At 70.8% G+C, this 12,922-nt stretch carries 11 protein-coding genes; 6 read left to right on the forward strand and 5 right to left on the reverse strand.

Annotated elements, in window-relative coordinates; genetic code table 11:
* The first annotated feature begins 22 nt into the window (after nucleotides 1-22).
* From RT2_RS07450 to msrB, 3 genes are read left to right on the forward strand one after another with little or no spacing between them, the layout of a single operon-like run.
* Complete coding sequence (locus tag RT2_RS07450; RefSeq protein ID WP_072843927.1) at nucleotides 23-1,576, forward strand: alpha/beta hydrolase; 1,554 nt, start codon at nucleotides 23-25, stop codon at nucleotides 1,574-1,576.
* 35 nt (nucleotides 1,577-1,611) lie between these two features.
* Nucleotides 1,612-2,865 carry a glycosyltransferase family 87 protein gene (locus tag RT2_RS07455; protein WP_072843928.1) on the forward strand — a complete coding sequence of 418 codons (1,254 nt, stop codon included), beginning with the start codon at nucleotides 1,612-1,614 and terminating at the stop codon, nucleotides 2,863-2,865.
* A 38-nt stretch (nucleotides 2,866-2,903) separates the two neighbouring features.
* On the forward strand, nucleotides 2,904-3,344 hold the full coding sequence (msrB, locus tag RT2_RS07460) for a peptide-methionine (R)-S-oxide reductase MsrB (RefSeq protein WP_072843929.1): 441 nt from the start codon (nucleotides 2,904-2,906) through the stop codon (nucleotides 3,342-3,344).
* A gap of 26 nt (nucleotides 3,345-3,370) precedes the next feature.
* Here the strand turns inward: msrB and RT2_RS07465 are convergent, their stop codons facing one another.
* The 3 genes from RT2_RS07465 to RT2_RS07475 all read right to left on the reverse strand — a co-directional run bounded on the left by RT2_RS07465 (nucleotide 3,371) and on the right by RT2_RS07475 (nucleotide 8,068).
* A complete protein-coding gene (locus RT2_RS07465) occupies nucleotides 3,371-4,723 on the reverse strand; it encodes a serine hydrolase domain-containing protein (protein WP_245709164.1) in 1,353 nt (450 codons plus the stop codon).
* Between the two features lie 51 nt (nucleotides 4,724-4,774).
* Complete coding sequence (locus RT2_RS07470) at nucleotides 4,775-7,051, reverse strand: molybdopterin-dependent oxidoreductase (RefSeq protein ID WP_072844233.1); 2,277 nt, start codon at nucleotides 7,049-7,051, stop codon at nucleotides 4,775-4,777.
* Between the two features lie 114 nt (nucleotides 7,052-7,165).
* Entirely contained in the window at nucleotides 7,166-8,068 is a 903-nt protein-coding gene (locus tag RT2_RS07475) for a universal stress protein (protein ID WP_072843931.1), read from the reverse strand.
* Between the two features lie 229 nt (nucleotides 8,069-8,297).
* Between RT2_RS07475 and RT2_RS07480 the strand changes: the two genes are divergently transcribed.
* From RT2_RS07480 to RT2_RS07490, 3 genes are read left to right on the forward strand one after another with little or no spacing between them, the layout of a single operon-like run.
* Complete coding sequence (locus RT2_RS07480) at nucleotides 8,298-9,275, forward strand: Acg family FMN-binding oxidoreductase (protein WP_072843932.1); 978 nt, start codon at nucleotides 8,298-8,300, stop codon at nucleotides 9,273-9,275.
* A gap of 48 nt (nucleotides 9,276-9,323) precedes the next feature.
* A complete protein-coding gene (locus tag RT2_RS07485; protein WP_072843934.1) occupies nucleotides 9,324-9,965 on the forward strand; it encodes a response regulator in 642 nt (213 codons plus the stop codon).
* A gap of 51 nt (nucleotides 9,966-10,016) precedes the next feature.
* Nucleotides 10,017-11,645: a GAF domain-containing sensor histidine kinase gene (locus RT2_RS07490; protein WP_307718207.1), complete on the forward strand. Its 1,629-nt coding sequence runs from the start codon at nucleotides 10,017-10,019 to the stop codon at nucleotides 11,643-11,645.
* Between the two features lie 93 nt (nucleotides 11,646-11,738).
* Here RT2_RS07490 and RT2_RS07495 read toward each other — a convergent pair whose 3' ends face one another.
* Both RT2_RS07495 and hemQ read right to left on the reverse strand, forming a co-directional pair.
* On the reverse strand, nucleotides 11,739-12,056 hold the full coding sequence (locus RT2_RS07495; protein ID WP_072843938.1) for a hypothetical protein: 318 nt from the start codon (nucleotides 12,054-12,056) through the stop codon (nucleotides 11,739-11,741).
* A 169-nt stretch (nucleotides 12,057-12,225) separates the two neighbouring features.
* Nucleotides 12,226-12,921 carry a hydrogen peroxide-dependent heme synthase gene (gene hemQ, locus RT2_RS07500; protein WP_072843940.1) on the reverse strand — a complete coding sequence of 232 codons (696 nt, stop codon included), beginning with the start codon at nucleotides 12,919-12,921 and terminating at the stop codon, nucleotides 12,226-12,228.
* Nucleotide 12,922 lies beyond the last annotated feature (1 nt).

Below are 12,922 nucleotides of genomic sequence, written 5' to 3' on the forward strand. Positions count from 1 at the left end.
TCGACCTGGCAGGCTGTCGGGCATGCGCCGAACTGGTCTGCTCGCATTGGTTCTCGCGTTCTGCTGCGCGTGCGGGGCCGGACCGAGCGTGCGGCCCGACGTGGCCGTGGTCGAGCACCACGTCGACGCGACCACCACCTCCGCCGAGCCCGTCGACGCCCCCGCGGAGCTGCAGCCACCCGTGCACGACCTCAGCTGGGAGGACTGCACCCGCACCACCCTCGACACGCTCGGGCTCGGCGCCGGACCGGTCGGACTGGTCCTGGACTGCGCCCAGCTGCCCGCGCCGATCGACCCGACCGGGGACATCCCCGGCACCTTCCTGCTCGGCGCCATGCGGGCCCGGCTCCCCCAGACGCCCACGGACGTCGCCCCGCTGGTGCTGACCTCGGGCGCCGAGCGGTCCTCGACCGGCACGCTGGCCGCCCTGGCGGCGGGGCCGATCGGGACGCTGCTCTCGTCCCGGCCGGTGGTGGCCGTCGACCGCCGCGGCATCGGATCGTCCACCCTGATCGAGTGCATCACCCCGGCGCTGCGTCGTGAGATGGTCGACCTGGGCCAGTTCTCCACGCCCGCCGCCGGTGGCGACTCCGCGGACGTCGTGATGGCGCTCGGCCGAGACGCGACCACCGAGTGCACCGACTTCCTGCAGCCGCAGGAGATGGCCTTCGACGCCGCCCACTCCGCCGACGACCTCGAGCAGCTACGCACGCTGTGGGGCGTCGACCGGCTCGCGCTGCTCACCACCGGCACGGGCGCCGACGTCGGGCTGGCCTACGCCGACCAGCACCCCGACGCCGTGGGCCGGCTGGTCCTGGACTCCCCCGGCGCCGTGCGCACCGACGCCGTCACCGCGACGCAGGGCGTGCTGGCGGGCCGGGAGGCGGCCCTGTCCGCCTTCGCCCGCCAGTGCGCCGCGCTGGCGTGCGCGCTCGGCCCCGACCCGCACGCCGCGGTCGTCGACCTGACCCGCCGCGCCGCCGCCGGCGAACTCGGGCCGGTCTCCTCGAACGCGCTGCTGACCGCGCTGCGCGAGTTCCTCGGGTCGCCGCGCGGCGACCAGCAGTCCCGGATCCGGGAGTTCGCAGACATCCTCGCCGCCGCCGGGACCGGCGACACCGCGGGCCTGGAACGGGTCGTGGACGACGCGATCGCCGCGACCGACTCCGACGGCCAGTTCGTGGCGCGCTGCTCGGACGGCACCGGGTGGCCGACCCCCGGCCGGGCCCGAGAGCTGCGGCGTAGCTGGGGCGAGCAGTTCCCGGTGTTCGGCGCCGACGCCGCCCTCGCGCTGCTGCTGTGCGCGTCGTGGCCGACGACCCCACCGCCGCAGATGCCCGCGACCCTCGACCTCGGCGTGCTCACCCTCGCCGGCGCCGCGGACCCGGTGGCCGGAAATGCCGGTGTCAACACGGTGACCGGTGCCGTGGCCGCCGCGGGGGCGCGCACCTCGACGCGAGCGTGGCTGGGCAGTGGGCACTCGGTGACCCCGCACTCGCAGTGCGGCCAGGCGGCCGTCGTCGGGTACGTCGACGACGGAGTCCTGCCGCCGGACGGCGGCGCCTGCCCCGGCTGAGCTGGGAGTGTCCCGCCCGAGCGGACACCTCGCCGGTGTACCGTGCCACGGTGTTCCTTCAACGCCTTGAACCCCGCACCGGACGCACGACCGCCGAGGTCGTGAAGTTCGCGTTGTGGCCGCTCGCCATCATGACCGTGCTGCACCGGGTGCTGGTCAAGGCCGTGAACGGGTTCCGAACCGACGACTTCGCGCCCGTCTACCGGGCCGCGCTCGCCTTCCTCAACGGCGAACCGGTCTACATCGCGAACTTCGACACGGTGGACCCGCACTACCTGTACGCGCCGAGCGGCACGCTGCTGCTCTCCCCGATCGCGTACATCGAGCCGGAACTCTCGCGCTGGCTGTTCATCGGCGCCAACGCGGCCGCCGTGATCGTCGCCGGCTGGCTGCTGCTCAAGATGTTCGACCTGTCGATCACCTCGGTCGCCGCGCCGATCCTGCTGCTGGGCATGTTCGCCAGCGAGACCGTCACCAACACTCTGGTGTTCACCAACGTCAACGGGCTCGTCCTGCTCGGCGAGGTCGCTTTCCTCTACCTGCTGCTCCGACGCAAGGACGCCTGGGCGGGCGTGGCCATCGGGCTGACGCTCGCGGTCAAGCCGATCCTGGCGCCGCTGTTGCTGCTGCCGCTGGTGTCGCGGCAGTGGCGGGTGTTCGTCACCGCCGTCGGAATTCCGCTGATCCTCACCGCCGTCGCCTGGCCGCTGGCCGCGGACCCGATGGAGTTCATCCGCCACACGGTGCCGTACCTGGCGGAGTCGCGCGACTACTTCAACAGCGCGATCGTCGGCAACGGCGCCTACTACGGCCTGCCGCCCGCCCTGATCCTGCTGCTGCGGTTGCTGTTCGCGGTCGTCGTGGCGGTCTCGCTGTGGCTGCTCTACCGCTACTACCGCGAGGACCGGCTGTTCTTCTTCACCACCGCGACCGGGGTGCTGATGGCGGGCTCGTTCCTGCTCGGCTCGCTGGGCCAGATGTACTACTCGATGATGCTGTTCCCGCTGCTGATGAGCGTGGTGCTGCGGAACTCCGTGATGCGGAACTGGCCGGCCTGGCTGGCGGTGTACGGGTTCATGTCCTACGACAGTTGGCTCTCGGGGCGCTTCCCCGCCGCCGGCCGCGCCGCCGAGTACATGAAGACCACCCTCGGCTGGAGCCTGCTGCTGCTGGTGATCTGCGGCGTCCTCGTCGCCCGGTACCTGACCGCGAAGCGGGAGGGCCGCCTTGCCGACGGCATCGACCCCGCCTACCTGACGCCGGAGCCCGAGAAGGTCGCCGTCGGCTGAGGGTCGCCGCGTGCGGGGGCACGGGTTAGCGTGGGGACATGAGTTCCGCAGCCGACCCCGCCCCCCGCGCCCCGCTCGCCGACGCCCTCCAGGTCACCGAGGAACAGTGGCGCGAGCGCCTCACCCCGGAGGAGTTCGCGGTGCTGCGTCAGGCCGGCACCGAACGCCCGAACGTCGGCGAGTACACCGACACCACCACCGCCGGCGAGTACCACTGCCGGGCCTGCGACGCCCTGCTGTTCACCTCCGCCGAGAAGTTTCCGTCGCACTGCGGCTGGCCGTCGTTCTTCGACCCGGCGGACTCCGACGCGGTGGTCCTGCGTGAGGACGTCTCGCTCGGCATGCGCCGCGTCGAGGTGCTGTGCGCGAACTGCCACAGCCACCTCGGCCACGTCTTCGAGGGCGAGGGGTACCCGACGCCGACCGACCAGCGCTACTGCATCAACAGCATCTCGCTGCGCCTGACGCCGAAGGACTGAGCCCACACGATCAGCGGTCGGCGCAATCAGCTGGTGGGCGCGGGCGCGGGTATCGACGCGGGCGCGGCGGCCGGCGGGAACATCGCGTCGACGATCGTCTTCGCGATGCCGCTGGCCGGGTCCTGACCGTTCGCGGCGGGGGCGAGGTTTGCCCAGACAACCAGCGTCACCCCACTTTCGGGGTCGCTGCCCATGAACGAGTTGTAGCCGGGCAGCTCTCCCGTGTGCCCGTACAGCGGACCCATCTTCGCCATGGCCAGTCCGTACTCCGGTCCGCCCGGCTTGGTCGGGTCGGTCGGCTGGAAGCTGGCCATCCGCACGGCCTGCATCTCGGCGTCGAGCGCCTTGCCGTCGGCCAGGGCCTCCACCCAGGTCGCCAGGTCGTTCGCGGTGGCGATGCCCGAGCCGGCCGACCAGGCCCAGGACGGGTTCCCGTCCGTGACGTCGTTGGGCGCGAGGGTGCCGGCCTTCGCCTCCGCCTGCATCTCCGCGGGGAGGGCGGGATCGGTCATGGTCTGCACGTTGGTCCCGTACATGTACCCGCGTGAGTACGGCGTGGGGAGCGCGTTCGAGTCGGGGAAGACCGTGTTCTTCAGGCCGAGCGGGCCGAACAGGCGGTCCTGGAACACCTCCTGGAGCGGCTTGCCGTCGAGCTGCTCGGCGATCAGCCCGAGCAGCACGAAGTTGGTGTTCGAGTAGTGGTAGCCCTGGCCCGGCGGGAAGTACGGCGGATGGGTGAATGCCAACGCCAGCAACTGGTCCGGGGTCCAGGTCCTCTGCGGGTCCTGGTCGAGGGCCTCGTTCAGCTCCAGCGTCTCGCTGTAGTTGAACAGCCCGCTGCGCATGTTCAGCAGCTGCTCGATCGTGATGCCGTCACCGCCCGGGACGTCCGGCCGGTACTTCGAGACCGGGTCGGTGAGCGCAATCTTGCCCTCCTGCACCTGCTGCAGGATCACCGTTCCGGTCCAGGTCTTGGTGTTCGAGCCGACGCGGACGTGGTCGTCGAGGGTGACGGGCGCGCCGCCGCCGCGTTCGGTGGTGCCGTAGGTGACGGTCTGGTCGCCGCTCGGGGTGCGCAGCAGCACCACCACCCCGGGGAGCATGAGCTCCTTGGCCGTCGACTCGACGATCGACTGCAGTTCCGCGTTTCCAATCGGCAACAGCCCTGTCACCGACGCCGCGGCGCTCGTGCCGGAGCCGGCCGTCGAGGAACCGGCGGCGCCGGACCCCTCGTCGGAGTTTGATGAACAGGCCCCGATCGCCAGCGCCACCGCCGCCGCGAGAGCGGCCGCTCGCAGGTACCGATGACGGCGCCGGTGCGCCCCGAACGTGCGTGCCGAGCCGAGCATTGCTGCCGTGGTGTCCGCCGAACGGTCCATGCTCAGTCAAGGTACGCCGCATACGCGCTGGTCGGGCGCGAAAGGAAGGACTTACCGCAGTTGCACCCTCGGCGGGGCGAACGCGCGCACCGGCGGAAGCTCGCCGTCGAACCGCTCGACCTGCACCAGGACGTGCTGGCCGGTGCACCCGTGCGCGAGCTTGGAACTGCCGACGTCCGGGGTGAGCACGTTCGGGTTGCCGTGCACGCACATCGAGTCCGGATCGGCCGGATCGAGGGGGTCGAACCAGGCGCCGGTGGACAGTTGCACGACCTCGGCCCGGACCCCGTCGTCGAGCACCGCGCCGGCCAGGCACGCGCCGCGGTCGTTGAACACCCGCACCACGTCGCCGTCGGCGATCCCCCGTGCCGCGGCGTCGGCGGGGTGCAGCCGGATCGGCTCACGGCCGCGCACCTTCGAGGCCTGACTGACCGGGCCGTGGTCGAGTTGGCCGTGCAGCCGGGCCCGCGGCTGGTTCGCGATCAGGTGCAGCGGAAAGCGTTGCGCGCGTTCACCGCCGAGCCACTCCTCGGGTTGGTACCAGGTGGGGTGGCCGGCGCAGTCGTCGTACCCGAAGCCGTCGACGTCGGCGGAGAAGATCTCGATCCGTCCGCTCGGGGTGGTGAGCGGGTGGCGCACCGGGTCGGCGCGGAAGTCCTCGAACAGGATCAGGTTGTCCTCGGTGCGCATCCGCACGTGGCCCTCGCGCCAGAAGGTGCGGAAGTCCGGCGCCGGTCCCCCGTCCCGTCGCACGTACTCGCGCCACTGCCCGTACAGGTGCTCGAGCCACTGCTGCGCGGTGCGTCCCTCGGTGAACTCCGCTGCCACACCGAGCTTCTCGGCCAGCGCCGCGAAGGTGGCGTAGTCGTCGCGGGAGTGCGCGTGGGCGGGCACCGCCGCGTGCATCGCCACCAGCAGTGGGTCGTTGCGGGTGCAGGTGATGTCGTTGCGCTCGAGCGACGTGGTCGACGGCACCACGATGTCGGCGTGGCGCGCCATCGGCGTCCAGTACGGGTCGTGCACCACCACGGTGTCCGGTCGGCCCAGCGCCCGCCGCAGCCGGTTCAGGTCCTGGTGGTGGTGGAACGGATTCCCTCCGGCCCAGTACACCAACCGGATGTCCGGGTACGTCAGCCGATGGCCGTCGTAGTCGAACTCCTCCCCCGGGTGCAGCAGCATGTCCGAGACCGCGGCGACCGGGATGTACGCCTTGACCGGGTTGTTGCCCTGGGGCAGCGTCGGCAGTGGGTACGGCACCGGCGCCAGCCCGGGCTCGTTCATCGAACCGTAGCCGTGGCCGAAACCGCCTCCGGGGAGACCGATCTGGCCGAGCATCGCGGCCAGGGTGACGCCCATCCACGGCGCCTGCTCGCCGTGGCGCACCCGCTGCAGCGACCACGTCACCGTCACCATGGTCCGGCCGGCGGCCATCCGCCGGGCCAACCCGACCAGGTCCGCGGCGGCGATCCCGCACCGGTCCGACGCCCACTGCGGGGTCTTCGGGACGCCGTCGGCGCGGCCGAGCAGGTAGTCCTCGAACCGCTCGTAGCCGACGCAGTGGGTGGCCAGGAACTCCTTGTCGTGCAACCCCTCCGAGGCCAGCACGTGGGCCAGGCCGAGCATCAGCGCGACGTCGGAGCCGGGGCGCGGCGCCAGCCAAGTGCACTCGCCGTGCAGGTCGTCGCGCAGCGGGGAGATCGACACCACGGCGCCGCCGCGGTCGCGGAACCGGTCCAGCGCACCGCGGGTCGGATGGTCCGAGGTGCCGCTGTGATTGACGCCGGTGTTCTTCAGCGGGACCCCGCCGAAGCACACCATCAGGTCGGTGTTGCGGGCGATCACGTCCCAGTTCGTCGAGCGTGCGAAGAGCTTCCAGTGGGTCCCGACGACCCGCGGCATGATCACGCCGGTGGCGCCGAGCGAGTAGGAGTGCAGCGAGCGGGTGTACCCGCCGAGGCAGTTGAGGAATCGGTGCACCTGACTCTGGGCGTGGTGGAAGCGTCCGGCGCTGGCCCAGCCGTAGGAGCCGCCGTAGATCGCCTCGTTGCCGTGGGTGTCGATCACCCGGCGCAGCTCGGCCGCCAGCAGGTCCGTCAGCTCCGGCCAGCTGACCTCGACGAAGTCGTCGCGGCCGCGCGCCTCGGTGGGTCCGGGGCCGTGTTCGAGCCAGCCGCGGCGCACCGCCGGGGCGGTGACACGGGCGCCGTGGCGCACCGAGCCGACGGCGTTGCCGAGGATCGGGGACGGGTCGCGGTCGCCGGGGAACGGGTGCACCGCGGTGATGTCGGAGCCGTCCGACTCGGCCTCGAACATCCCCCAGTGCGCCATGTGCTGGTGTCGCGTGGTTCCCGAACTCACGCCGCCCAGTGTGCCACCGGTGGCACCACCGACCCGGCGTCGGTGCTGCTCGGCGGCACCCACCACCGTCCGGGCGCCCAGACGTCAGTCGCCGCCGCGCACGATCATCAGCGGGCCGTCGACCAGGTGCAGCAGCGCCCTGCTGGTAGATCCGAGGAGCATGCCCTTGAATCCGCCGCGTCCGCGGCTGCCCACGACCAGCAGCTGGGCGCCCTCGGCTAGCCGGGCCAGCTCACGCACCGGACGATCCCGAACCACAACCCGCCGCATCGACACGTCGGGGTACCGCTCCTTCCAGCCGGCGAGGCGCTCGGCCAGGACCGCCTCCTCTGCGGCCGCGACCGCGGGCCATTCGAGAATCGAGTCGTCCGCGCCGATGTCGAACGCCGTCGCCAGGTTGAGGTCTGTCCACGCGTGGACCGCGGTCAGGTCGGCGCCGCGCCGCGAGGCGAACTGCACGGCCTCCGCGATCGCCGGCTCGCTGTGTTCGGATCCGTCCGTTCCGACCACGACCGGGCCGTCCAGCGGGGGCGCGTCCGGTCCCGGCAGCCCTCGAATCACCACGACTGGGCAGTGGGCATGGGTGGCCACGGCGGAGCTGACCGACCCCACGAGTCCACCGGCGATCTCGCCGAGCCCGCGGGAGCCGAGCACGACCAGCCCGGCCGTGAGGGAGAGCTCGAGTAGCACCGGAACCGGACGACCACCAGAGAGCGCAGTCCGGATCGCCACGCCGCCGAACTCCTTCGCCGCGTCCGTCGCCAGCTCGGTGGCCTCGTCGAGGAGGTGCCGTCCTGCCAGTGCCTGGTCCTCGAAATAGCTCGGCGGGGCGACCACCATCCCGAGCGGCTCGAGCGGAAGTGCGTAGACCGCGGCCAGCAGCAGCGGGACTCCGCGGAGCGCGGCCTCGGCCGCGGCCCAGCGGACCGCATCGAACGCCGGCCCCGAGCCGTCCACCCCCACGACCACGGAAGAGTGCGTGTTCATCGGTCCTCCTCGCGTCAGTCACCTGCATGCGAACGGGCCGGACTGCGTCAACCCGACTCCAGAACCCGACTCCAGCGTTGCCCGAGCGACGGGCCGAGGGAAGAGAACAACGTCACCTCTCACGGTCGCGGGTCTCGCCTGCCCTGGTGACTGCCGCGGGTAGGGACCATCGGCCCTGTCGCGCGGTGTCCGTCCGGACGAGACTTGACGGTGAAGCGAGGAGGCCTCGATGGACACCACGATTCCCGACGCCAATGTCATCCGGATTGCCGTCGACCTTGCCTGCCGCGCGCCATCGGTCCACAACAGTCAGCCCTGGTACTGGCGGTACTCGAGCGGTCGGCTCGACCTCTTCGGCGACCGTTCTCGACTGCTGCCGTCGACGGACCCGACCGGCCGCCAGCTCGACGTCAGCTGTGGTGCAGCACTGCACCACCTGCAGGTGGCGCTCGCGTCGCTTCGCTGGCGGACGTCGATCCGCCTGTTCCCCGAATCAGCGCTGCCACGATTCGTCGCGGCCGTGCACCTCCACCACGACGCGCACCCACAGTCCCGCGACTTCGACCTGCTGGCCGCGATCCGGCACCGCCGTACCGACCGCAGGCCGTTCGCTCCGCTGCCACAGGACGAGGACGAGATCCTCGCCGCCCTGCACGGAGCGGCCGCGGCTCACGGCGTCACCGTGACCGTGCTCCCGCCGGAGGCCCGGGCGACCCTGACCGTGGCAGCGGAGTCGAGTTCCGCCGCACGGCGGTACGACTCCGCTTATCAGGCCGAACTGCACTGGTGGGCAGGACACTCACGGCCGGCGGACGGGATTCCGCCCGATGCGTTGGCGACCGCCGACGAGAGCACCAGCGTCGCCGTCGGACGCGCCTTTCCGTCCACCCACCGGAGCGAGGCCTCGGCCGCCGCGGCGGACGAAGCCGTCGTGCTGATGCTCGGTACCGCCACCGACACTGCTCCGGACTGGGTGCGATGCGGGCAGGCCCTGTCCGCGGTGGTCCTCGAGGCAACCTCCCGGCGGGTCGCGACCTGCCCGCTCACTCACCTCACCGAGGACCAGCGAAGCCGCGACCTGATCGCGGGCCTGGCGCCCGATGCCGGGTTCCCCCAGGTCCTCGTTCGAATCGGAACGGCGACGGGGCCGCGCCCTCCGCACGAGACGCCGCGCAGGCCGGCCACGGAGGTGCTGTCCCTGCACTGACCGGACGTAGCGTTGAGAACGGGCCCGACCGGAAGTGGAGGACGCCGCATGATCACGGTCTTTCTCGTAGACGACCACGAGGTGGTTCGACGCGGCTTGGCCGACCTCCTCGAGAGCGACCCGGAACTGCGGGTGATCGGCGAGGCCGACTCCTGCTCGCATGCGCTTGCTCGGATCCCGGCCCTGCGCCCCGATGTCGCGGTTCTCGACGTTCGACTGCCCGACGGCAACGGGATCGAACTGTGCCGCGAACTCCTCTCCCGGCTGCCTGGTCTCTACTGCCTGATCCTCACGTCGTACACCGACGAGCAGGCCATGCTCGACGCAATCCTGGCCGGGGCGCGCGGCTATGTCGTCAAGGACATCAAGGGCATGGAACTCGCGCGGGCGGTCCGCGACGTCGGCGAGGGGAAGTCACTGCTCGACAGCCGGGCGGCCGAGGCCCTGATGTCGAAGCTGCGCCACCAGACGCGGGACGCCGACGGACCGTTCGCCGAACTCACCGACCAGGAGCGGACCCTGCTCTCCCTCCTCGGCGAGGGGTTGACCAACAGACAGATCGCCGGACGGATGTTCCTGGCGGAGAAGACGGTGAAGAACTACGTCTCGCGGCTGCTGACGAAGCTGGGTGTCGAACGAAGGACGCAGGCCGCCGTCCTCGCCACGAAGATGACACCGCGACCTCGGTGAGCCTCTCCGGACCGTGCCCGGCCGGGTGCCACCCGTGACAGACTGAACCGCGTGACGCCCGCCGGGAGCAGGCCAGACGATCCGGAACCCGCACCGCTGCTCGGAGCCGTGCTGGCCGTGGCAGCGGGTCTCGATCTCGACGAAACGCTGCGTTCCATCGTCCATGCCGCGGTACTACTGGTCGACGCCCGCTACGGCGCCCTGGGTGTGCGCGGACCAGGCGATGAGCTCACCGAATTCGTCTACGAGGGCATCGACGACGAGACCCGGACGCTCATCGGGGACCTGCCCCGCGGACGCGGCGTCCTGGGCCTGCTGATCGCCGAGCCGAAACCGATTCGCCTGGACGACATTGCCGCTCATCCGGCATCGGTCGGGTTTCCCGCCCACCACCCGCCGATGAAGACGTTCCTCGGGGTGCCGGTCCAGATCCGGGACGAGGTGTTCGGCAACCTCTATCTCACGGAGAAGTCGGGCGGCGAACCGTTCACCGCACACGACGAGGCGGTTCTGACGGCCCTGGCCGCGGCCGCCGGCATCGCGGTCGACAACGCCCGCCTCTACCAGCAGTCGCAAATCAGACAGGCCTGGCTCGAGGCGACCAGCGACATCGCCACCGGACTCCTCGCCGGTGGCGACCCGACCGAGGTCCTGCAGCTGATAGCCGACAAGGCGCTCGGGCTGACCGATTCCGACAGCGCCTTCCTCGCCGTCCCGGACGATCCGGACGCCGGGCCCGAGGACGTGGCCGAGCTGGTGGTCACCGTCTCGACCGGGGCGACGGACACACTCGTGGGCCACGTCATTCCGCTGACCGGCTCCACCTCGGGCGAGGCCTTCCGGAGCCGTCGGCCGCTGCAGGTGGACATGCTCGCCTTCGACCCGGGTGCCGAGGTGCGCACCCGATTCGGTCCCGCCCTGGTGCTGCCGTTGCGCGCCGCGGAGTCTGTCGCGGGGGTGCTGGTGACCCTTCGCCGCGGCGGGTCCCCGCAGTTCGACGCGGAGCAACTTTCGTTCATGTCCGCGTTCGCCGACCAGGCAGCCGTCGCCCTCCAACTGGCCAACACCCAACAGCGAATGCGGGAACTCGACGTGCTCGCGGACCGTGACCGGATCGCCCGTGACCTGCACGACCACGTCATCCAACGGCTCTTCGCCGTCGGCCTCTCCGTGCAGGGCACCCTGCAACGCGCCCGATCACCCGAGGTGCAACGGCGCCTGACCGACACCGTCGACGACCTGCAGGAGATCGTGCAGGACATTCGCACCGCGATCTTCGACCTGCACGGCGGCACCGAGGGAACGACCCGGCTGCGGAGCCGCCTGCACGAGGTCATCGCCGAGACGACCGCCGACTCCGGTCTGCGCACCACGGTCCACATGTCGGGGCCGTTGTCGGTCGTCGACCCGGACCTCGCCGATCATGCCGTGGCCGTACTCCGCGAGGCTCTGAGCAATGTCGTCAGGCACGCCGATGCCGATGCCGTCACCGTGAAGGTCTCGGTGTTCGACGACCTGACAATGGAAGTCACCGACAACGGCGCCGGTATCCCGGTGGACGCCGAGCGTCACGGACTCGACAACCTGGCCGCACGGGCAGCCGAAGTCGGCGGCACGATGACCGCGGAACCCGCGCCGGCCGGGGGCACCACTGTCCGGTGGTCTGCCCCACTGCCGTGAACCGCTCGGCCGCGAACGATCATCAGCGGGCACTGGACCCGTCCCAGCAAGAAGGGCGTCCGGGCACAGGGTTCGAGTCGGCGCTCCGGGTGCTCACGGCACAGGGAACACACCCGTTCCGGCGATGGTCTCGTAGCCGGTCGTCATCGATGCGGTCACCAGTCCCGCCCCGGTGAACACGCTCATCGCCTGGCTGTACGGGATCGTCAGCACCCCCGAGGCGCCGGTCCCCAGATTTCTCCAGTGCATCCAGTAGGTCCAGTTGGTGTTGGCGCCGGGTGACAGGGCGGGGAACGTGACGGTGCCGGGCGCCTCCCCCGTGATCGCGACCGGGGCGGACGTGCAGTAGAGGGAAAGACCGCACGACCAGATGCTGTTGGGCGTGACGAGTGGAACCTGAAAGGTGTTCACGACAGGCGCGGCCGACGCCGGAGCCGTCAGACCTACCGCGGGAACGACGACAAGGCCGGCGGCTACCACGCTTGCACCCAGTGACCGTCGTGGACTCCACATCGGGATGCCTTTCCTCGGGAAATTCAGGATACGAGGAAAGGCATCCCGGGTGCAGAAGTCCTACCGGTCAGGGCAGGGCAGCGATCAACTGCTCGACGGAGACCCGCGGCCCGGAGAAGAACGGCGTCTCCTCGCGCACGTGCATCCGGGCCTCGGTGGCGCGCAGGTCACGCATGAGGTCGACGATGCGGTCCATCGCGGGCGCCTCGAAGGCCAGGAGCCACTCGTAGTCGCCGAGCGCGAACGCGGGGACGGTGTTGGCCCGCACGTCCGGGTAGTCGCGGGCCTCCTTGCCGTGGTCGGCGAGCATCTTGCGCCGCTCCGCGTCGGGCAGCAGGTACCACTCGTAGGACCGCACGAACGGGTACACGCAGATGTAGTCGCCCGGCTCCTCGCCGGCGACGAACGCCGGCAGGTGGCTCTTGTTGAACTCGGCGGGACGGTGCAGGCACGCGTTCGACCACACCGGGTCGCTGGCCTGCCCGAGGTCGGTGGTGCGCCGGAAGTCGGCGTACAGCTTCTGCAGGTCCTCCAGCCGTTCGGCGTGGTACCAGATCATGAAGTCGGCGTCCGCGCGCAGACCCGAGACGTCGTAGATGCCGCGGACGATCACGTCGGTCTCGTCGAAGGACGCGAAGAAGGCCTTCGCGTCCTCGATCGCCTTCGTGCGGTCCTCGTCGAGGACACCGGGCTGCACCTGGAACACCGAGAACATCGCGTACCGGAGCGTGGAATTGAGCTTGTCGTAATCGAGGCGTGCCATG

Source organism: Rhodococcus tukisamuensis NBRC 100609 (assembly GCF_001894985.1).
In the GTDB taxonomy this organism is placed as follows: Bacteria; Actinomycetota; Actinomycetes; order Mycobacteriales; family Mycobacteriaceae; genus Rhodococcus_G; species Rhodococcus_G tukisamuensis.

Excerpts from the sequence above, each read along its gene's own strand:
- RT2_RS07480 (WP_072843932.1), top strand. The coding sequence starts at position 8,298 with ATGGACACCACGATTCCCGACGCCAATGTCATCCGGATTGCCGTCGAC.
- RT2_RS07475 (WP_072843931.1), bottom strand. The coding sequence starts at position 8,068 with ATGAACACGCACTCTTCCGTGGTCGTGGGGGTGGACGGCTCGGGGCCG.
- RT2_RS07465 (WP_245709164.1), bottom strand. The coding sequence starts at position 4,723 with ATGGACCGTTCGGCGGACACCACGGCAGCAATGCTCGGCTCGGCACGC.
- RT2_RS07470 (WP_072844233.1), bottom strand. The coding sequence starts at position 7,051 with ATGGCGCACTGGGGGATGTTCGAGGCCGAGTCGGACGGCTCCGACATC.
- RT2_RS07485 (WP_072843934.1), top strand. The coding sequence starts at position 9,324 with ATGATCACGGTCTTTCTCGTAGACGACCACGAGGTGGTTCGACGCGGC.
- RT2_RS07450 (WP_072843927.1), top strand. The coding sequence starts at position 23 with ATGCGCCGAACTGGTCTGCTCGCATTGGTTCTCGCGTTCTGCTGCGCG.
- msrB (WP_072843929.1), top strand. The coding sequence starts at position 2,904 with ATGAGTTCCGCAGCCGACCCCGCCCCCCGCGCCCCGCTCGCCGACGCC.
- hemQ (WP_072843940.1), bottom strand. The coding sequence starts at position 12,921 with ATGGCACGCCTCGATTACGACAAGCTCAATTCCACGCTCCGGTACGCG.